This is a genomic window from Dietzia sp. Alg238-R159, assembly GCF_900537145.1.
In the GTDB taxonomy this organism is placed as follows: Bacteria; Actinomycetota; Actinomycetes; order Mycobacteriales; family Mycobacteriaceae; genus Dietzia; species Dietzia kunjamensis.
Genome location: NZ_UNRI01000001.1, coordinates 399,742 through 419,638, shown reverse-complemented (window position 1 = coordinate 419,638; position 19,897 = coordinate 399,742). Strand labels below are relative to the sequence as shown.

The 19,897-nt window shown below is 73.1% G+C and carries 17 protein-coding genes; 4 read left to right on the top strand and 13 right to left on the bottom strand.

Going from position 1 to position 19,897, the window contains the following annotated elements; genetic code table 11:
• Together topA and G6R20_RS01900 are read right to left on the bottom strand one after the other, a co-directional pair.
• A complete protein-coding gene (gene topA / locus G6R20_RS01905; RefSeq protein ID WP_163375434.1) occupies positions 1–2,979 on the bottom strand; it encodes a type I DNA topoisomerase in 2,979 nt (992 codons plus the stop codon).
• 135 nt (positions 2,980–3,114) lie between these two features.
• On the bottom strand, positions 3,115–4,818 hold the full coding sequence (locus G6R20_RS01900) for an alpha/beta fold hydrolase (protein WP_163375433.1): 1,704 nt from the start codon (positions 4,816–4,818) through the stop codon (positions 3,115–3,117).
• A gap of 243 nt (positions 4,819–5,061) precedes the next feature.
• Here G6R20_RS01900 and G6R20_RS01895 point away from each other — a divergent pair, with 243 nt between their 5' ends.
• Both G6R20_RS01895 and G6R20_RS01890 read left to right on the top strand, forming a co-directional pair.
• The gene (locus tag G6R20_RS01895) at positions 5,062–7,065 is read left to right on the top strand and encodes a 2-oxoacid:acceptor oxidoreductase subunit alpha (protein WP_163375432.1); all 2,004 of its coding nucleotides are present in this window, start codon (positions 5,062–5,064) and stop codon (positions 7,063–7,065) included.
• A 24-nt stretch (positions 7,066–7,089) separates the two neighbouring features.
• Positions 7,090–8,160 carry a 2-oxoacid:ferredoxin oxidoreductase subunit beta gene (locus tag G6R20_RS01890; protein ID WP_163375431.1) on the top strand — a complete coding sequence of 357 codons (1,071 nt, stop codon included), beginning with the start codon at positions 7,090–7,092 and terminating at the stop codon, positions 8,158–8,160.
• A 67-nt stretch (positions 8,161–8,227) separates the two neighbouring features.
• Here the strand turns inward: G6R20_RS01890 and G6R20_RS01885 are convergent, their stop codons facing one another.
• From G6R20_RS01885 to G6R20_RS01875, 3 genes are all read right to left on the bottom strand, one after another.
• Positions 8,228–9,013, bottom strand: a complete 786-nt coding sequence (locus tag G6R20_RS01885; RefSeq protein WP_163375430.1) for an NRDE family protein — start codon at positions 9,011–9,013, stop codon at positions 8,228–8,230.
• Positions 9,014–9,160: 147 nt separating this feature from the next.
• Positions 9,161–9,766, bottom strand: a complete 606-nt coding sequence (locus tag G6R20_RS01880) for a hypothetical protein (RefSeq protein ID WP_205475696.1) — start codon at positions 9,764–9,766, stop codon at positions 9,161–9,163.
• Positions 9,767–9,854: 88 nt separating this feature from the next.
• The gene (locus G6R20_RS01875) at positions 9,855–10,058 is read right to left on the bottom strand and encodes a cold-shock protein (protein WP_067711447.1); all 204 of its coding nucleotides are present in this window, start codon (positions 10,056–10,058) and stop codon (positions 9,855–9,857) included.
• Between the two features lie 199 nt (positions 10,059–10,257).
• Between G6R20_RS01875 and G6R20_RS01870 the strand changes: the two genes are divergently transcribed.
• The gene (locus G6R20_RS01870) at positions 10,258–12,630 is read left to right on the top strand and encodes a DEAD/DEAH box helicase (RefSeq protein ID WP_163375428.1); all 2,373 of its coding nucleotides are present in this window, start codon (positions 10,258–10,260) and stop codon (positions 12,628–12,630) included.
• 4 nt (positions 12,631–12,634) lie between these two features.
• Here the strand turns inward: G6R20_RS01870 and G6R20_RS01865 are convergent, their stop codons facing one another.
• The 7 genes from G6R20_RS01865 to G6R20_RS01835 form a co-directional block, all read right to left on the bottom strand.
• On the bottom strand, positions 12,635–13,003 hold the full coding sequence (locus G6R20_RS01865) for an Rv3654c family TadE-like protein (RefSeq protein WP_346010019.1): 369 nt from the start codon (positions 13,001–13,003) through the stop codon (positions 12,635–12,637).
• A gap of 32 nt (positions 13,004–13,035) precedes the next feature.
• On the bottom strand, positions 13,036–13,395 hold the full coding sequence (locus G6R20_RS01860; protein ID WP_163375427.1) for a TadE family type IV pilus minor pilin: 360 nt from the start codon (positions 13,393–13,395) through the stop codon (positions 13,036–13,038).
• Positions 13,395–13,595, bottom strand: coding sequence for a DUF4244 domain-containing protein (locus G6R20_RS01855; RefSeq protein ID WP_096907364.1), 201 nt, complete (start codon positions 13,593–13,595; stop codon positions 13,395–13,397). The genes G6R20_RS01860 and G6R20_RS01855 overlap by 1 nt, the downstream gene beginning before the upstream one ends.
• Positions 13,596–13,748: 153 nt before the next feature.
• Positions 13,749–14,411 (bottom strand): type II secretion system F family protein, encoded by a 663-nt coding sequence (locus tag G6R20_RS01850; RefSeq protein ID WP_163375425.1) that lies wholly within the window; start codon positions 14,409–14,411, stop codon positions 13,749–13,751.
• A complete protein-coding gene (locus tag G6R20_RS01845) occupies positions 14,408–15,283 on the bottom strand; it encodes a type II secretion system F family protein (RefSeq protein WP_163375424.1) in 876 nt (291 codons plus the stop codon). Before G6R20_RS01845 ends, G6R20_RS01850 begins: the two co-directional genes overlap by 4 nt.
• On the bottom strand, positions 15,280–16,464 hold the full coding sequence (locus G6R20_RS01840; protein WP_163375423.1) for a TadA family conjugal transfer-associated ATPase: 1,185 nt from the start codon (positions 16,462–16,464) through the stop codon (positions 15,280–15,282). The genes G6R20_RS01845 and G6R20_RS01840 overlap by 4 nt, the downstream gene beginning before the upstream one ends.
• Entirely contained in the window at positions 16,454–17,467 is a 1,014-nt protein-coding gene (locus tag G6R20_RS01835) for a chromosome partitioning protein (protein ID WP_163375422.1), read from the bottom strand. Before G6R20_RS01835 ends, G6R20_RS01840 begins: the two co-directional genes overlap by 11 nt.
• Positions 17,468–17,784: 317 nt before the next feature.
• Between G6R20_RS01835 and G6R20_RS01830 the strand changes: the two genes are divergently transcribed.
• Complete coding sequence (locus tag G6R20_RS01830) at positions 17,785–18,618, top strand: HAD-IB family hydrolase (RefSeq protein WP_163375421.1); 834 nt, start codon at positions 17,785–17,787, stop codon at positions 18,616–18,618.
• Positions 18,619–19,080: 462 nt separating this feature from the next.
• Here the strand turns inward: G6R20_RS01830 and G6R20_RS01825 are convergent, their stop codons facing one another.
• Entirely contained in the window at positions 19,081–19,839 is a 759-nt protein-coding gene (locus tag G6R20_RS01825; RefSeq protein WP_163375420.1) for an oxidoreductase, read from the bottom strand.
• Positions 19,840–19,897: the final 58 nt, after the last annotated feature.

Sequence of the window (19,897 nt, the reverse complement as noted above, 5' to 3'; positions counted from 1 at the left end):
TCAGCGTCGCGACGCGGCCGTCTTCTTCGCCGGCGCCTTGCGGGCCGGGGCCTTCTTCGCGGGCGCCTTCTTCGGCGGCGACTTGGCGCGCCGCTCCGAGAGCAACTCGGAGGCGCGGGCGTCGGTGAGGCTCTCCACGGTGTCGCCCTTGCGCAGGGAGGCGTTGGACTCGCCGTCGGTCACGTACGGGCCGAAGCGACCGTCCTTGACCAACATCTGCTTGCCGGAGACCTCGTCGACCCCCATCTCACGCAGCGCCTTGGGGGCGGCGGCCTGCCGGCCCCGACGCTTGGGTTCGGAGTAGATCTTCACCGCGTCCTCGAGCGTCACCGTGAACACCGCGTCCTCCGACTCGAGGGTGCGGGAGTCGGTGCCCTTCTTGAGGTACGGCCCGTAGCGGCCGAGCTGGGCGGTGATCTCCTCACCGCTGGTGGGGTCGACGCCCACCACGCGGGGCAGCGACAGGAGCTTGAGCGCGTCCTCCAGCGTGACCGTCGCCGGCTCCATGGACTGCATCAGCGACCCGGTCCGGGGCTTCGGCCCGGTGGGGCTGTCGGCCTCCTTCTTCGCCCGGCGGGTCACGGCGGCCTTGGCCTTGGTCGCGGCCTTCTTGGCCTCGGCCCTGGCGTCGTCGTCCTTGGCGGCGGCGATCGCGGCGTCGCGCTCGGCGTCGATCCGCTTCTTCTCCGCATCGGCGTCGGCGAGCACCTTCTTGGCCCAGACCGCCTTCTCGGCGTCGGTGGCCTCGGGGAGCTTCTCGGTGACGTAGGGGCCGTAGCGCCCGTCCTTGACGACGATCTCGTGTCCGGTCTCGGGGTCCACGCCCAGCGGGCGACCGTCCTGGGGGGTCGAGAAGAGCTTCTCGGCCACCTCGAGTGTGAGCTCGTCCGGGCTCATCCCCTCGGGCAGGTTGGCACGCTGGGACTCTTCGGCGCCGTCCTCGCCGGCGACCATGCGCTCGAGATACGGACCGTAGCGACCGACCCGGACGTGCACCGGGCGGCCCTCGGAGTCGTCGAACACCCGGATCGAGTTGATGCTGCGGGCGTCGATCGCCTCGAGGTTGACGTCGACGAGGTTCTTCAGCCCCACGGCGTAGTTGGCCTTGTCCTCGTCGCCGGAGCCCTCGGCGGCACCGAAGTAGAAGCGCCGCAGCCAGTCGTCCCGGTTCTCGCGGCCCTCGGCGATCGCGTCGAGTTCGTCCTCCATCAGCGAGGTGAAGTCGTAGTCGACGAGCCGGCCGAAGTTCTGCTCGAGCAGTCCGACCACGGCGAAGGCGACCCAGCTGGGGACCAGTGCGTTGCCGCGGACGTAGACGTATCCCCGGTCCTGGATGGTGCGGATGATGCTGGCGTAGGTCGACGGGCGGCCGATGCCCATCTCCTCCATCGCCTTGACCAGGCTCGCCTCGGTGTAGCGGGCGGGCGGGCTGGTGGTGTGCCCGTCGGCGACCAGGTCGGTGCCGGTGAGCTGCTGTCCTTCGTCGAGACGGGGCAGGCGCCGCTCGGCGTCGTCCGCCATCTGCTTCTCCGAGCCCTCGGCCGGATCATCGGTCGCCTCGACGTAGGCCTTGAGGAAGCCGGGGAACGTGATGGTGCGGCCCGAGGCGGCGAAGGTGGCGCGCTCGTAGCCGGAGGCGTTGTCGCCGGCGTCACCGCTGATGCGGATGCTGACGGTCGTGCCGCGCGCGTCGGCCATCTGGGACGCGACGGTGCGCTGCCAGATGAGCTCGTAGAGCCGGTATTCCTCGGCGTCGAGCGCACTGTGGAGCTGCCCGGGGGTGGCGAAGGTCTCGCCGGCTGGCCGGATGGCCTCGTGGGCCTCCTGCGAGTTCTTGACCTTCCGGGTGTACTGCCTCGGCGTGGGTGAGACGTAGTCGCTGCCGTACAGCTCCGTGGCCTGAGCGCGGGCGGCCGCGATGCCGCCCTCGGACAGGGTCGTGGAGTCGGTACGCATGTAGGTGATGTAGCCGTTCTCGTACAGTCGCTGCGCGATCCGCATGGTGCGCTCGGACGTGTACCGCAGCTTGCGGCCGGCCTCCTGCTGGAGGGTGGAGGTCATGAACGGCGCGTAGGGGCGCCGTGTGTACGGCTTGGACTCGACGGAGTCGACGACGAAGTCGGCACCGGTCAGCGCGTCGGCCAGCGCCCGGGCCGCCGGTTCGGCGAGGACGACGGAGTCCTTGGCCGCGCCGGTGGACTTCAGACGCCCGTCCTGGCCGAAGTCGCGGCCCTGCGCGACCCGGGCGCCGTCGACGGCGGAGAGGCGGGCGGTGAAGCTGCGGGGTTCACCGGCGTCCCCGCCGGCGGATCCCTTCGTTGCCAGGGTCGCGGTGATGTCCCAGTAGTCCGCGGCGACGAACGCCATGCGCTCGCGCTCACGCTCGACGATCACCCGGGTGGCCACCGACTGCACGCGGCCGGCGGACAGCCGCGGCATGACCTTCTTCCACAGCACCGGGGAGACCTCGTAGCCGTAGAGGCGGTCGAGGATCCGGCGGGTCTCCTGGGCGTCGACGAGGTCGGTGTCGAGCTCGCGCGTGTTCTCGGCGGCGGCGAGGATGGCGGGCTTGGTGATCTCGTGGAACACCATCCGCTTGACCGGCACCGTGGGTTTGAGGACCTCGAGCAGGTGCCAGGCGATCGCCTCGCCCTCACGGTCGGGGTCTGTCGCCAGCAGGAGCTGGTCCACGCCGGCGAGTTCCTTCTTGAGCTCGGCGACCTTCTTCTTCTTGTCGGCGCTGACGACGTAGATCGGTTCGAAGTCGTCGTCCGGGTTCACCCCGAGCCGCGCCCACGGCTCCTTCTTGTACTTGGCCGGGATGTCGGCCGCGCCCTTGGGCAGGTCGCGGATGTGTCCGACCGACGCCTCGACCACGTAGTCGGACCCCAGGTAGGGCTGGATCTTGCGTGCCTTGGTGGCGGACTCGACGATCACCAGGCTCCGCTTGCCGCCCGATGCTGCCTTCTTGCTCGCCACTGGAGTGCTCCCAACCTGCGCTGATTCCGTCGCCGACGCCCTTCACCGACCACCGGTCCCGGCTACGGTACGCGTGCCGGGGCCCTTCTATAGGAATTCATACCAGGCGGGATGCCCTCCACGAGAACCGTCGAGTCACCCCTCCGGCACCCACGGTGGGCTTCCCGGCGCGGGGCGCGGGGTGTCCAGATACTGCCCGGGTTCCGCCTGACCGGTCTCGAGATACCGCAGGACGATCTCGTCGACCGCCTCGTTGCCGGTGTCGAAATGGCAGTGCACGGTGCCCCGGATCCGGACGAGTGTGCCTCCCGTCGCGTCGGCGGTGGCCGGACCGAACATGCCCGGGGTGTTGGGGTCGTGGTCGGCCTGGAGGATCAGGGGCGGCGCGGCCATCTCGCGCGCCTCGATACGCGGCGGGACCGCAGAGGGCGGGTAGAGGCAGTATCGGGTCTGCTCGGTCAACGCCCACACGTCCTCGTTGGTGCTACCCGCCGGGTCGCTGCTGCCGATCAGGGCCGGGGCCAGCAGGTTCGTCCGGGGCGCCGCGGTCTCGTTGCAGTTGATGATCTTCAGGTAGGTGGCCTGGTCGGACGTCACCGGGGGCCGGCCGGTGCGCTCCTCGGTCTCATCCTCGATCCGCTCGTCCAGCTCCTCCGGTGTCTCGACGTCGGGCGCCGTGCCGTGCACCTTCGCCGAGATCGCCCAGGCGATGTCGGGCCAGGCATCGGGGGCCCGACTGTAGAAGTCGAGCACCCGGAAGTAGCCGACGGCGTCGTCCGGCGTCGAGTCGAACCCGCCGGTGGACGCGACGGCGGCGTTCTCCGCCCGCACCGACCCGGTGTTGAGGGCGTCGAGGGAGCCCGCCGCCAACGATCCGGTGGGCACCGACCCCGGGGCGTCATCGCCCGGCACGGCGGGGGGCGGCAGGAACCGGCCCGCGGCCGCCCCCTCCGACAGGTCCAGCTCGTGGATCCGCCGGTACACCTTCAGGGCGGTGTCCCCCAACGCGTAGACGTCGTCGTGCTCGGCGATCCACGCGAGGACGTGGTCCCGGGCCTGGTGCCGGTTGGCCGCCTGCAGCCGGTGGAACTCGTACCACCACGTCTCGGACGGTCCGACCGAGGAGTCCAGCACCATCCGGTCGAGGCTCTGCGGGAACAGGGTCTGGTACACCATCCCGATGGCGGTGCCGTAGGAGTACCCGAGGAAGGAGATGCGCTCCAGGCCCATGCGTTCGCGGACCACCTCGTGGTCGCGCACGACGTTCTCCGTGGTGATGGACCGCACGAACTCCGGGTCGGTGGCCATGCACCGCGCGGCCAGCTCGTTCAGGTCGTCGTCGTCGGGGTCGGAACGGTCCGGGGCCTCCACCTCCGGCCCGGGGAGACACTCGAGCGCGCCCGATCCCGCCAGGCCCCGGGGCTGCACGATCACCAGATCGTGCGTGCGGCGGATCTCGTCGACGGCGGAGTCGTCGTCCCTGTCGAGTGCGGTGTACCAGAGGGTGCGGGCGTCGCCTCCCGGCCCGCCGGGGTTGGAGAACAGTGCCCCCTGTCGGTCGCCCGTGGCGGTGATCCTGCGGACCTCGATCCCCACGGTGCGACCGTCGGGGTCGGCGTGGTCGACGGGGACCGTGACGGAGGCGCACAGGACGTCGGGGCGGGGCAGTCGGTGGAGGACGTCGGCCGCCGACTCCGCGGGGCACGGGGTCCAGGTCACGACGTCAACCCCCGTCAGGGTGGAGGTGGGTGCGGGCGTGGCCGGGGCGACGGGCGGTAGTACGACGACGACGAGGGCTGCGGCCGCGGACGCGACCAGGCGTCGTGAGAAGTGGGGCATGATGACGAGTTTTTCATCTCTGCTGCGTTCCGGGGAGTTTTCCTGCGGGGGGACCGCCCGACTGGCAGGAATAGACAGATCGGTCTAGGCTCCGTGTAGACGCCACGACGTGGAACTGGAACCTGTTACAGTCCGAGAACACGATCGCGGCCGTGGGCTGCGCCGAAATCGGCGTACCGTCGATGGCTGAACGGGAGCCGCGACTCGCCCCGACTCATGACGACTTTCTGGAGGTCAGCACCGGTGGGCAATGCGTCCAAGACCAAGCTGGACAAGGTGGTCATCCGCATTGCGGGTGACTCGGGTGACGGCATGCAGCTCGCCGGTGACCAGTTCACCTCCGAGGCGGCCGCCTTCGGTAACGACCTCGCGACCCAGCCCAACTACCCGGCCGAGATCCGCGCTCCCCAGGGCACGATCCACGGTGTCTCGAGCTTCCAGATCCAGATCGCGGACTACGACATCCTCACCGCCGGCGACCGTCCCGACGTGCTGGTGGCGATGAACCCGGCGGCGCTCAAGGCCAACATCGAGGACCTGCCCTCGGGCGGCATCCTCATCGTCAACTCCGACGAGTTCACCAAGCGCAACCTCACCAAGGTCGGGTACGAGTCCAACCCCCTCGGGTCGCCGGCCTTCGAGGCGTTCCAGGTGCACGAGGTCGCGATGAGCACACTGACGATCGGTGCCGTCGAGTCGGTCGACCTCGGCAAGAAGGACGCCGAGCGCTGCAAGAACATGTTCGCCCTGGGGCTGCTCACGTGGATGTACGGGCGCACGGTCGACTCGATCGAGAACTTCCTCAAGGACAAGTTCGGCAAGAAGCCGACCATTCTCGAGGCCAACATCCTCGCCCTGCACGCGGGCTGGAACTACGGCGAGACCACCGAGGCCTTCGCCTCGGAGTACGAGATCGCCCCGGCCAAGCTGCCCGAGGGCCGCTACCGTCAGGTCACCGGCAACACGGCGATGGCCTACGGCCTGGTCACCGCGGGCCGCTCCGCCGACATGCCCGTCTTCCTGGGCACCTACCCCATCACCCCTGCCTCGGACATCCTTCACGAGCTGAGCAAGCTCAAGCAGTTCGACGTCACGACCTTCCAGGCCGAGGACGAGATCGCCGGCGTCGCCGCGGCACTGGGCGCCTCCTACGGCGGAACCCTCGGTGTCACGTCCACCTCCGGTCCCGGTCTGGCCCTCAAGTCCGAGGCCATCGGCCTGGCCGTGATGACCGAGCTGCCGCTGGTGGTCATCGACGTCCAGCGTGGCGGCCCCTCGACGGGCCTGCCGACCAAGACCGAGCAGTCCGACCTGTTGCAGGCCCTGTTCGGCCGCAACGGCGAGTCCCCCGTCGCGGTGATCGCCCCGCAGTCCCCCGCGGACTGCTTCGAGATCGCCCGCGAGGCGGCCCGGATCGCGGTCACCTACCGCACCCCGGTCATCGTGCTGTCCGACGGCGCGATCGCCAACGGCTCCGAGCCGTGGCTGCTGCCCGACGTCGCCGCCCTGCCGGCGATCGAGAAGAACCTCGCCACGGCCCCCGAGGGCGAGGGCGAGGGCGACGACGGCACGCCCGCCTCCGAGTACCTCCCCTACGCCCGTGACCCGGAGACCCTGGCGCGCGACTGGGCCATCCCGGGCGAGCCCGGACTCGAGCACCGCATCGGCGGACTGGAGAAGGCCAACGGCACCGGAAACATCTCCTACACCGCCGACAACCACGACCTCATGACCCGGACCAGGGCCCTGAAGATCGCGCTCATCGACGTGCCCGACCTCGAGGTCGACGACCCGTCCGGTGAGGCCGACGTGCTGGTGGTGGGCTGGGGTTCGTCCTACGGGCCCATCGGCGAGGCCGTACGCCGCGCCCGCGCGAACGGCCACCGCGTGGCCCGCGCCCACGTGCGTCACCTCAACCCGCTGCCGCACAACATCGGTGAGGTGCTCGAGCAGTACCGCCGGATCCTCGTCCCGGAGATGAACCTGGGACAGCTCGCCATGCTGCTCAAGGCCCGCTTCCCCGCCGACATCCAGCCCATCACCAAGGTGCACGGCATGGCGTTCTCGGCCGAGGAGCTGCAGACCGCCATCGAGTCCGAGTTCGCCGGCCGCCTCACCCACACCGAGCACGACAAGTACCGCCTGGCGCTCGACGGGGTCATCACCACCACCGGCGAGCCCGCGGCCCGCAACCGGCGGATCGGGCACACCGCCACCGGCACCACCACCGCCAACCGAACCCGCTGACCTGCGAGCGAGGAGAGGAACCCCATGACCACCACTGAATCCGGCCTCGTCGGCAGCGAACTGCCGCTCGACGCGTTGGCGTCCGTGCCCAAGACGGATGCTCCGCAGAAGCCCAAGGACTACACCTCCGACCAGGAGGTGCGCTGGTGCCCCGGCTGTGGCGACTACGTCATCCTGGCCACCATCCGGGCCCTGCTGCCCAAGCTCGGGCTCAAGCGGGAGAACATCACCTTCATCTCCGGCATCGGCTGCTCGAGCCGTTTCCCGTACTACCTCGAGACGTACGGGATGCACTCGATCCACGGCCGTGCCCCGGCCATCGCGACCGGCCTGGCCACCGCACGCCCCGACCAGTCAGTCTGGGTCGTCACCGGTGACGGCGACGCCATGTCCATCGGCGGCAACCACCTGATCCACACGCTGCGCCGCAACGTGAACCTGAACATCCTCATGTTCAACAACCGGATCTACGGGCTGACCAAGGGCCAGTACTCGCCCACCTCCGAGCCCGGCAAGGTCACCAAGTCCAGCCCGATGGGGTCGCTGGACCACCCGTTCAACACCCTGTCGCTGGCGATCGGCGCCCAGGGCACCTTCATTGCCCGCGCCCTGGACTCCGACCGCAAGGGCCTAACCGAGGTCCTCGACGCGGCCGCACGCCACCGCGGCACGAGCTTCGTGGAGATCCTGCAGGACTGCCCGATCTTCAACGACGGCTCCTTCGACCTGCTCCGCAAGGAGGACGCCGGGGACCACCTCATCCCCGTGCGCCACGGCGAGAAGATCATCTTTGGTGACGACGGCCAGCACTGCGTCGTGCGCCGCGGTTTCTCCCTCGCGGTGGCCGCGACCGCCGACGTGGACGAGGCCGACATCGTCGTCCACGACGCCCACGCCGACGACCCGACCTACGCTCACGCCCTGGCCAACCTGTCCAGCCAGGACCTCGAGTACACGGTCACCGGCATCATCCGGCAGGTCCGCCGCGACACCTACGACGACCTCGCCCGCGGCCAGGTCGCCGCCGCCAAGGAGACCTCACCCACGGACCTGCAGGCGCTGCTCGACGGCAGCAACACCTGGACCGTCGGCTAGGACCGAAGGCACCACCCGCGCCGCGTCAGCGGCGTCGGAGCAATCGTCCACGGGGACGGTCACCGGCTCAGATCCGCCTGGTGACCGTCCCCGCGATGCGTCCTCGGGCGTCCCACGTGCGCTCGACCACGTCGGCCACCCCGTGCTGGTCGATGCGCACGGCGGTGGTCGACCGGGTGCCGTACCGCCGGCCGATGCGGACGAACCTCGACGACAGCCGCCACTCGTGCGTCAGCGGCACGCCCGTGCGCGGCATCCTCCACGGTGTCGCCGGGCGACGATCGGCCAACACGTCCAGCAGCTTTCCGGACCAGTCCGGGCCCGTCATGACGTCGGTGCCCATGAGCGCTCTGACGTCGTGGACCGCGCCCACCACCTTGGGCCAGGGGGTGTCCAACGAGGCGTTCGACAGTCCGTGGACGCCGGTCCCGAGCGCCACCGGGCCGCGGGTGGAGCGGTTGGACGCCCACCACATCCGGTCGAGGTCGCCGGCCAGGAGGTTGACGCCCCCGTAGCGATCGAGGTCGTCGACGACGTGGTGGGCGAACTCCGCGACGGGCACCGGCCCGGTGAGCGCGTCGATGGGCAGCTCGCCGCGGGAGGCGGCTGCGGGGAGCACCGGTCCGGGCTCGCGCACGTTGGTCACCGCCGAGAACCGTCCGCCCGGGGCCACCGCGAGCCAGGTCCCGCCCGCGGTGACGTCCCGGCCGGCGACGATGCCGCCGGCTCCACCGGCGTCGGCGGTCCACTCGTGCAACGGCTCGGTGGGCCGGCTCAGGACCTCGTCACGGTTGGCCACCACGATCAGCGGGTAGTGGGGGTGGACCCGACGGGCGACGACCAACATGCACATACCCCCACGGTACTTCGGGCGGCGTCGGCGCAGCGCAGGGCCGACGTCCGGCGCAGCGCAGGGCCGACGTCCGGCGCAGCGCAGGGCCGACGTCCGGTGCAGCGCAGGGCCGACGTCCGGCGCGACGGCGCCAGATGTGATGCCCAGCTAGCCGGGCCAGTGCTGCGGCGGGACCCCGGCGGGCGCGGGCCCGATGCTCTGCGCCAGACGCGCGCGGGCCCGGGCCGTCCCGAGCCGCAGCAGCGGCCCGCCACCCTTGGAGCCGACGTAGGTGGTCCGGACCCCGACGCGGTCCAGCGCCGCGCGCAGGGCGTCCCGTCGAGGCGCATGGTGCTCCATCGCGGCGTCGATGCCCAGCTCGACCGCTCCCCCGTCGGTGACGTGGCCGGCGGTGAGCACCCAGACGCGCAGCGCACCGGCGGAGGGCGTCCACCCCTCGGGCACCGCGGTGACCGCGCCCCGCCGCCAGCGGCGCACCACCGGTGCCAGGGCCGGGGTCCGCGCGGTCGACACCGTGCAGCGGCCGGCCGCTCCCGCCTCGCCGTCCGGGCCCGCCTCCGAGCGGATCGGATCGAGCCCCGCCTCCGCCAGGAGGGACTCCAGCGCGTCCGCCCGCCAGGCCGCGTCGAGGACCACCGAGACCTGCGCGAGCTCGCCCGCGAGGGTGGACTGACCCCGGGCGGCCAATGCGCCCTCCAGGTCCGAGGGCTCGGGGACGTGGTCGTCCGCGGCGAAGAACGACAGCTGCGTCACGGACCAGAGCCTACGGCCGACCCCCGACACATCGCGAGGCCCCCACCGCGCGTGCGGTGGGGGCCTCGCCGAGATCGAGCGGAGCGCCTCAGATGGCGCGGACCTCCTGGGCCTGCGGCCCCTTCTGGCCCTCGCCGACCTCGAACTCGACGCGCTGGTTCTCCTCGAGCGACTTGAAGCCCGAGCCCTCGATGGAGGAGTAGTGGACGAAGAGGTCGGCCGAACCGTCCTCAGGGGCGATGAACCCGTAGCCCTTCTCCGCGTTGAACCACTTGACGGTGCCCTGTGCCATTTTTGATGTGTTCCTTTTCCGTACTGCCAGGTGCGACTCGCGGGATGGCCACGCGTGTCGGGCCGGCGCCCCCGACCACGGGGTTCCCGTGGACGATGATGACGACCGGGTCCAGTACATCACGACCGCGGCGCGAGGAGAACAGATCCGGGGCAGGCCGATCCGGCGCGCGGGGTGATCAGCCCTCTACGGTCGAGGGGTGACGACCTACGGACGCGAACTCCTCGGCCACCTGCTCGAGCAGCTGCCGGCCGGGGCGTCGCCGCTCACGCACGCCGTCGACCTGCCGGCGCGCGAGGCCCGGCACGCCGACTGGCCGGCCTGGGCGCACCCCGGTCTGGTGGACGAGCTGCGTGGCCGCGGGGTCGAGCGCCCGTGGGCCCACCAGGTGGCCACCGCCGAGCACGCACACGCGGGCCGGAACGTGGTGGTCGCGACGGGGACGGCGTCCGGCAAGTCCCTCGGCTACCAGCTGCCCGCACTCAGCGCGCTCGCCGCGGACCCGGGCGCCTGCGTGCTCTACCTGGCCCCGACCAAGGCACTCGGGCAGGACCAGCTGTCGTCCGTCATCTCGCTGGTGGACGCCGTGCCCGAGCTCTCCCACGTGGCACCTGCGTCCTACGACGGCGACACCCCGACCGACGCCCGGCCGTGGATCCGGGAGAACTCCCGGTGGATCGTCACCAATCCCGACATGCTCCACCTGTCACTTCTCGGCCGGGCCCGCCAGTGGACACGGATCCTGCGGGGGCTCCGCTTCGTCGTCGTCGACGAGTGTCACTCCTACCGGGGGGTGTTCGGCTCCAACGTCGCCCTCGTCCTGCGCCGGCTCGACCGTCTCGCGCGGGCGCTCGGCGCCGCACCGACCTACATCCTGGCCTCCGCCACCACCTCCGACGCCGGCGTCGCCGCGACCACGCTGGTCGGGCGCGAGTGCGTGGAGGTCACCGAGGACGCCTCCCCGCAGGGCGGACGGACCGTCGCACTGTGGGAACCACCGCTGATGGAGGGCCTGTCCGGGGAGCACGGCGCGCCGGTCCGGCGGCCCGCCCCGGTCGAGGCCTCCACCCTCATGGCCTCCCTCGTCGCGGAGGGCGCGCGGACCCTGACCTTCGTCCGGTCGCGGGCCGGAGCCGAGTCGACCGCGTTGCGGGCCCGCGATCGGCTCGCCTCCGAACACGGGGAACGCGGCCGCGAGCTGGCCGGACGGATCGCCGCCTACCGCGCCGGCTACCTCGCCGACGACCGCCGCGAACTCGAACGCGGCCTCGCCGACGGCGAGTTGGTGGGCGTGGCCTCGACCTCGGCGCTCGAACTGGGCGTGGACATCTCCGGGCTCGACGCCGTGGTCAGCGCCGGCTTCCCGGGCACGATCGCCTCGTTCTGGCAGCAGGCCGGACGCGCCGGACGCCGAGGACAGGGCGCCCTGGTGATGCTGGTCGCGCGCGACGACCCGCTCGACACCTACCTCGTCCACCACCCCGAGGCGCTGCTCGGCCGCCCGGTCGAGGCCACCGTCACCGACCCGCGCAACCCAGTCCTGCTGGCCGGGCAACTGAGGTGCGCCGTGAGCGAGCGGCCCATGTCGCACGACGAGGCCCGCGCGTGGGGCGCGACCGACGTGCTGGAGCGGCTCGCCGCCGACGGGTTGGTGCGGCGCCGACCGGCCGGCTGGTACCCGGCCGCCGACGACCACACCCCGCACGCCGAGGTCGATATCCGCGGCACCGGCGGGGCGGAGGTGGTGATCGTCGACGCCGTGGACGGCCGCATGCTCGGCACGATCGACTCCGTCCGGGCCCGCTCCCAGGTCCACCCGGGAGCGCTCTACCTGCACCAGGGTGAGTCGTTCGTCGTGGACGAGCTGAACCTCGAGGACGGCCTGGCACTGTGCCACCCCGAGGTGCCGGAGTGGACGTCCAGCGCACGTGAGCAGGTGTCGATCGACCTGGTCGAGACCCTGGAGTCGGTACCCGCCGGTCCCGTCACCCTCTCGCTGGCCGACGTGGAGGTGACCACCCGCGTGACCGGCTACCAGCGGCGGCTGCGTGGCGGCGAGATCCTCGACGTCACCCCACTGGACCTGCCCGAGACCACACTGGCCACGCGCGCCGTGGTCTACACGCTCACCCCGCAGTTGCTGCGGGTCGCCGGGCTGGAGGAGGCGGACTGGCCGGGGGCGCTGCACGCGGCCGAGCACGCGGCGATCGGGCTGCTGCCGCTGGTCGCGACGTGCGACCGCTGGGACATCGGCGGCGTGTCGACCGCCCTGCACCCGGACACCGGGCTGCCCACGGTGTTCGTCTACGACGGCTACTCCGGCGGGGCGGGCTTCGCCGAACGCGGGTTCCGGCGCGCCTCCGCATGGCTCGGCGCGACGCTGGCCGCGATCCGCTCCTGCGAATGCGAATCCGGGTGCCCGTCCTGCATCCAGTCCCCCAAGTGCGGCAACGGCAACGACCCACTGTCCAAGCCGGGCGCGATCGCGCTGCTCACCGAGGTTGTGGGACAGCTGGGTGACGTGGGTGCCGGGGAGCCCGCGCCGGCCGGGCCCGCCGCCGGTCCCCGCTGACCCGTCAGGCCGGCCCCGCCCGGGCCACCGCCGAGCCCGACCGCACGCCGAACACCCCGAGATCCACGCGCACCTCGGCGCGGGCCACGACGTCGTGGCCGTCGACCCGGCAGACCGACAACTCCGCACTGTTGGCGGCCGCGATCCCGGCCGCCGCGGCACACGCGTCCTGCCCCGCGCGCAGGGCGTGCGCGCCGGCCAACGCGGCCAGGTCCGCGGCGGCCCGGGCCGCATGCGCGGCCACCGCGGCCCGTCCCACCAGGAGAACCGCCACCGTCAGTGCCAGAACCGCGGCGACGGCGAAGGCGGTCATGACGGTCATGGCGCCCTCGTCGTCGTCGACCACCCGCCGCCACCCCGGCGAACGGGGCACGGCCGCACCGGATCGGTCAGGTACGGGTCGCGTCATCCCACCACCCCCGGCTCGGTCCGCGCGACCGCCCGGCCACGGAGCTCCACACCGGGCAGGCCCCGCGCCGGGACCACGACCACGGCCGTGACGAACGACCCGCCGCCGTCCACCGACACCTCCGCCCCGGGAGCCACCGCCCGTCCGGCCGCGACCCCGTCGCCCGGGCCCGCCATCGCCGCCACCCGGGCGGCCTCCCGCGCCGCGTCGACCACCCGGATCTGCGTGAGCGCCGCGCCGGCCCCGGCGGCGGCGACGCCGAACACCAGCACCAGGGAGGCGATGCCGAGGGCCGCCTCCACGGTCACCGACCCGTCGTCGCGGGCCGACGCGGTCCGGAGCCGCCGCAGCGCCATCACACCGAGGTGTTGAGGGCCTGTTCGATGATCCCGCCGAGCGCATCGGGGATCGAGTCGCCGCTGACCACGGTGTAGAGCACCGCGCCGAACGCGGCGGCGGCGATCGTCCCCACGGCGTACTCGACCGTCGACATGCCGGCGTCCGGTCTGGTCACGGCGCTGAACCGTCGAGCCAGGGCGGCACGGGCCCGGGCTATCGGCGCGGCGGAGACCGCTGGCGTGCGGGCGGCGTTCTCGGTGGCGTTCCGGGCGATGGGGTGGGTGGTGAGGTGGGTGTTCATCTGGGTTCTCCTTCTTCGGTGACCGGGGCGGCGTCTCCGCCCCGGAATCGGTGTGGCCGACGGGTCCGCTCACGGCAGGACCCCCGGCAGCATCCCGTCGGCCAGGCCCACGACGACGGGGAGGACTCCCAGGCAGACGAACGCCGGGAGGAAACACAGGCCGAGCGGGCCGGCGACCATGACGGCGGCCCGCTCGGCCCGGGCGGTGGCATCGGCGTCCGCCTCCGAGCGCAACCGGTCGGCGGCGTGTCCGAGCGCGGCCAGTACCGACCCGCCCCCGTCGGTCGCGCGGGCCAGCACCGGCGCGATCGGGGCCAGCCGGGCGGCGTCCGGGACCTCCCGCCACGCCTCTGCCGGTGCGGCCCCCAGCCGCATCCGCGCCGCGGCCGCCCGCAACGGACGCGCCGACGCGGGCTCGGGGTGGTCGACGGCGTCGGCGACCGCGGCCAGTGCGTCGGGCACGGGCAGACCGGACTGCAACGCAACCGCCAGCAGGTCCACCAGCTGGGCCAGGGCTCCGGTGTCGGCGCTGGTGGGGCCGCGGCGCGTGATCGTGGCCAGGGCGCGGGCGGCCACCTTCGAGGGGAGGCTGCCGCCGGGTCGATCGCTGTCGCGCGCCCGGGGTGTCGATCCCTCGGCACCGACCGGGAGGGCGTCCGCCCTGTCGGCGGCCCGCGGGCGCCACGGCGCCACGCACAGCGCGGCGGCGAGCAGGAGGACGGCCGCGGTCATCGGGCGGCACCGCCCGCGATGCGGTCGGTCCACAGGAGTCCGGCGGCCAGCAGGATCGCCCCGGCCAGGCACAACCCGCCGCCCAGGGCGCCGCTGCCCAGGACCCCCAGCGGGTCGGCGCCGAAGCCGGACCCCAGGAGCACGCCCAGTCCGGGGAGCGCGGTGAGGATGACGGAGGTGGCTCGGGGTCCGGCGAGGGTGGCGTCCACGCGCAACGCCCGCTGCCGCCGCGAGGCCACGTCGGCCCGCAGTCCGTCCACGACGTCGGCGAGCTCCACCCCGTGTCGGGTGGCGAGGAGCCAGGCGCCGGCGAGTTCCCCGGCGACCCGGTCCCCGTCCGGGCCGTCGCCTCCGGCGGGTCGCAGGGCTGCCGCGACGTCGCCGCCCAGGCGGGCGTGTGACCCCGCCGCGGCGAGGATCCCGGCCACCCGCGGGTCGTGCGCGGCCGCGGCGTCGGCGGCCTGCCCGAGGGCGCCTCCCGGCCCGGCGCCGGCGCGCAGGGCCGAGGAGGTGTCGTCGAGCGCGCGCTCCCACGCCCCCAGTCTCGCGAGGCGCTGTCGGCGTTCGGTGGCCCGCCCGTGCAGGTCGGCCGCGGTGCCGCCCAGCACGGCGGCCGCGCAGGCGTGGATCGGGCCCGCCGCCACGAGAGCCACGGTGCCCGCGGCGACGGGCCACAGCACGCCGGTCGGCACCTGCGCGAGGGCGTACCGCAGCCGGGCCACGCCCGCGCCGCCCGCCTGCCCCGCACCGCCCGCCTGCCCCGCACCGCCGGGATGCCGCGCACCGCCGACCCCGAGCGCGCGTACCCGGCCGGCCGCGATCCCGCCCGGCCACACCAGCAGCGCGGCGGCGAGGAGCACCGCGGCCGTCATGAGACCCTCGCCCCGAGCACCGCGTCCAGGCCCGCGCGGCCGGGAACCGCCCCACCGTCGGCGCGCCAGGCCGGGTCCACGACGATCCCGTGCGCCTCGCGCCGCACCACCCCGATCGAGTCGACGCCCCGCCGCCCGTCGGGCAGCCGGCGCATCCCCACCACCACCCGCAGGGACGCCGCGACCTGTGCGGACAGGGCCGCCCTGTCGAGTCCGCCCAGCGCGCCGAGCGCCTCCAGCCGGGCGGGCAGTTCCGTGGGCGAGTTGGCGTGGACGGTGCCGGCGCTGCCGTCGTGGCCGGTGTTCAGCGCGGCCAGCAGGTCGGCGACCTCGCCGCCACGCACCTCCCCCACCGCGATCCGGTCCGGTCGCATGCGCAGTGCCTGCCGGACCAGGTCGGCCATGGTCACCTGTCCGGCGCCCTCGACGTTCCCGTGCCGCACCACCAGGCGCACCACGTGCGGGTGCGCGGGCCGCAGCTCGGGGGAATCCTCGACGCACAGCAGCCGCTCGGTCGCCGGGACCAGCCCCAACAGCGCCGCGAGCATGGTGGTCTTGCCGGAACCGGTCCCGCCCACCACGAGGTAGCCCACCCGGGCGTCGACGAGTCCGCGCAGCAGCGACTCCGCACCGGCGGGCACCGTCCCCGCCTCCACCAGCCGGTCGAAGGTCACCTGGGCCGGCCGCGACACACGCAGCGACAGGCAGGTCCCGTCCACGGCCACCGGCGGCAGCACCGCGTGCAGTCGCCACGCCATCCCGTCGCGGGAGCGCACCACGCCGTCGGCCCAGGGTCGGGCGTCGTCGAGCCGCTGACCCGCCCGCCCGGCAAGGCGTACCGCGAGCGCCCGCAGCTCGGCCTCGGTGGGTACGACGACGTCCGTCTCCTCCAGGCCGCGCCCGCGGTCCACCAGTGCCGGCCCCGGCCCGTCGACCACGACATCGGTGACCCCGGCGCTCGCCAGCAGCGCCTCGAGCGGCCCGGCCCCGGCCAGGTGCTCGCGGACCAATCGCGCTGTACGCAGCAGGTCGAGGTGGCCGTGCAGCACCCCGGACTCGGCCCGCACCGCGCGGACCACCTCGTCCGGCTCGGGCTCCACGCCCAGGCCGGCGAGCCGCGCGCGCACCCTGTCGACGAGGTCGGCCGGCGGTGCGACCACCGCCGGATCGTCACCGTTCATCGAGGTCCACCTGCTCCAGCAGTGCGTCGGCGAGCGCGGCCAGTCGTCGCACCCGGCCCGCCCGTCCGCGATGGAGCGCTGCCGCCAGCTCACCGGCGCCCGCCGCGCGGCGGACCGCCCGGATCTCCGGCAGGACGTGCCAGTTCCTCGCCCCGGCCACGTCGGCGACGTCGGCGGCGTGCAGGGGGTCGCCGCGTCCGGTCCTGATGACCAGGACCACGCCCGGGTGGTCGCGCACCGCGTTCCCGGCGGCGACAGCGCCCTGGAGGTCGGCCCTGGTGACGACGACGACGAGGTCCGCACCGGCGAACACCGGCCCGCCGTCGGCGAGCCCACCGCGATCGCTCACCACGAGTCCCCCGGCCGACCGGTGGGCCTGCACCGCTCCCGGGGCGCCGTCGAGGGCGCGGACAGGGTCGGCCACGACCGGTCCACTCCTGGACCGCGCCAGGACGCCGAGTCCGGGCAGGGCCTCGGGCACCGCACCCCACAGGGCCTCCGGATCAGGTCCGCCCAGGTCGGCGCGCACGTCCTCGACCCGTAGCCCGGGCCGCTCCTCGACGCCCAGCACCAGATCGACGCCGGTGCCGTGCGGGTCCGCCTCGACCAGCAGGGTCTGGAGGGACGGCGCAGCCCGAACCGCCAGCGCCGCCGCGAGGGTGCTGGCCCCGCAGCCGCCCACCGCGCCGGCGACCACGATCAGCGGACCCGACCGCGTACGCACCGGCGCGAGCAGCGCACCCACGAGATCGCCGGTGCCGGACGGCAGGCGGACCACCTCGTCGTCGTCGCCCCGGTCGCGGTCAGACCCCACCCGCACGACGCGTGAACCACCGGAACTCACGGCGGCGTCCGCGCGATCGGTGACCACCACCTCGGAGTGGTTCCCGGCCCGGGTGTCCGTGTCCAGGGCGAGTGCGGCCAGGACGGCACGCACGTCGGCGTCCAGATCGGGGTCGGCGACGTCCACCGCGACGGACCGCGCTCTCGTAGTCGTGTTCACGGGGCTCAGCCTCGCGCACCCACCCGCCCGTCGACCGCTCCGCGGAGGCCCACGGCGGCCCGCCTGTGGAGGGGGGCGGGGCTGTGGACAACGTGCCGCGGGGAAAGCTCGCGAGGGCACTGTGCGGTGGGCGCTTCGGCAGCTGTCCGGTACAGCCGAGCCCGCGAAATGCGAGAGACCGCGGCAGGGGGTGCCGCGGTCTCTCAGAAGTGTCAGTTCTCGGGGGGATGAACTGAGCACCTTAGGGGGATGCCCATCACGGGCACCGTCAGTATCGCCCATCTGCGTGGCCAGCACAAGAACCGTATCGTTGGGGCGTGTCCGCCCCACGCCCACCGGGCCCCAGGATGTCGCACCGCCCTCGCCGGGTCGCTGCGTTCTTCGACCTGGACAAGACGATCATCGCGACCTCCTCGGTGTTCGCGTTCAACAAGTCGTTCCTCGGCGAGGGACTGCTGTCGCGACGGTCGGTGATCGATCTGGCCTACACGCAGCTGGCGTTCAGCCTGTCCGACGCCGACGACGAGCAGATGCAGAAGGTGCGTCAGGCCATGGCGACCGCCACCAAGGGGTGGTCTCCCGAGCAGGTCGAGCGGATCGTCACCGAGGGACTCAAGGAGACCGTCTCCCCGACCGTGTACGCCGAGGCCCAGGAGTTGCTCGCCGAGCACCGCGCACTGGGCCACGACCTGGTGATCGTGTCCGCCTCGGGCGAGGAGTTGGTGGCGCCGATCGCCCGGATGCTCGGGGTGGACCACTACGCCGGAACGCGGATGAACCGGGACGCCGACGGTCGCTACGGCGGATCGATCGAGTTCTACTGCCAGGGCCCCGGCAAGGCGGAGGCGATCAGCGCGTTCGCGGAGCGCTACGGCTACGACCTCGAGGCGAGCTACGCCTACTCGGACTCCTCCACTGACCTGCCCATGCTCGACATGGTCGGCCACCCGACGGTCATCAACCCCGACCGCGCACTGCGGCGCGAGGCGCTGGAGCGGGGCTGGCCGATCCTGACGTTCGAGAACCCCACTCCGCTGCTGCCCACGCTCGAACGGGCGACCGGGCCGATCGTCGGGGTGGCGGCCATCGTCCTGGCCGTGGGGTCCGCCACCGTGTCGTTCGTCCGGGCCGCGCGACACGCTGGGCGGTAGCGCGGCCCATCGGGTGCGCGTGGCGATGGGGCGGACCCGAACGGTGCGTCGCCAACACCTCATCATCGGCGTCGGCGACGGGCACGGGCGATAGCCGGACTCCCCTACGAGTTCCCGAGTTCCTTGTGCGATCCCACCATCGCCCCGGGCCGGTCGCAGGCGGCATGCTCAGGGCACGGTGTTGAAGACGCCAGGACCGGGACGGAAGAGAAGTCACGGCCCCCCGCCCTCCTCACCGTCATCGACATTCGGAAACCCACGCGACGGATAACGCCCGAGAGGCAACACCAGCCGTGGGTCCGCGCCAGCCGTCACCGACGGTTGTCCCGGGCCGGCGACACGGCGGACCACAGGACGCTTGGTACCCGGATCTCTCGATGGACCGCAGTGAATTGGCGGGTCGACTCCGGTCGGCCCGCCATTCGCGCGCGCTCGGCCCGTTCGGCCACCGGCGCGCTCCGCTTAGCCCCCGGCTGCGTCGGCGATCGACGTCGCCTCGCGCGCGCCCGCCTCCATGGCTCTACAGCAATGGAGGAGCCATTCGGTCACGCCCTCCTCTGTTCCGCTCATGTAGCCCTGCAGGGCGGCCCCGTGTGCCTCCGGGTCCCGATAGAAGGTCACCTCGGGCACGCCCAGGCAATGGGGGTCGAGCCCGGTCGACACCCCGACCAGGCGGAACGCCGCCCGGGCGACGATCCCGTCCGCGGACCCGAACGGTCGCAGGCCGGAGAGTTCGCCGAGGACGACCGCGGCGAGGACGGGCGCCGGCGCGCGGGTGCCTCCGGTGACCAACTCGGCGAGGCCCTGGAGACGCTCGGCGACTCCCTCCTCCGGGCGCGGCCGACCGAGTGCCTGCGGGTCCACCCCGGGCCCGGACGCCGCGAGGAGGTGCAGATGGGCGAGTTCCTGGAGGGGCGAGCGGGTCCACACCGACACGGCGCGGTCGAGCGACTCGCCCGTCAGTTCCCCGGCCACGCGCAGCGCTGCCGAGAGCACCTCGTCCTGCTCGCCGTCGGTGTCCAGGCGGACGGACGCGCCCTCGACGCCGGCCGATGCGCGGGCACCCCGCAACACCGATTCGGCGGCGGTGGTGGGCCATCCGCGGCGGTTGGCGGGGTGTCGGTGCACCGAGGCGAGGGCGGCCCGGGCGGCGTCCGCGGCCTCGGCCACACTGGGCAGGGCGAGGAGCGGGGCGAGCGGGTCGGGGGCGGTGGAGGTCACGGGTCGAGGTTACCGACCCGGCGCGAATCGGCCGACACAGGTGATTTTCAGCTGCCTC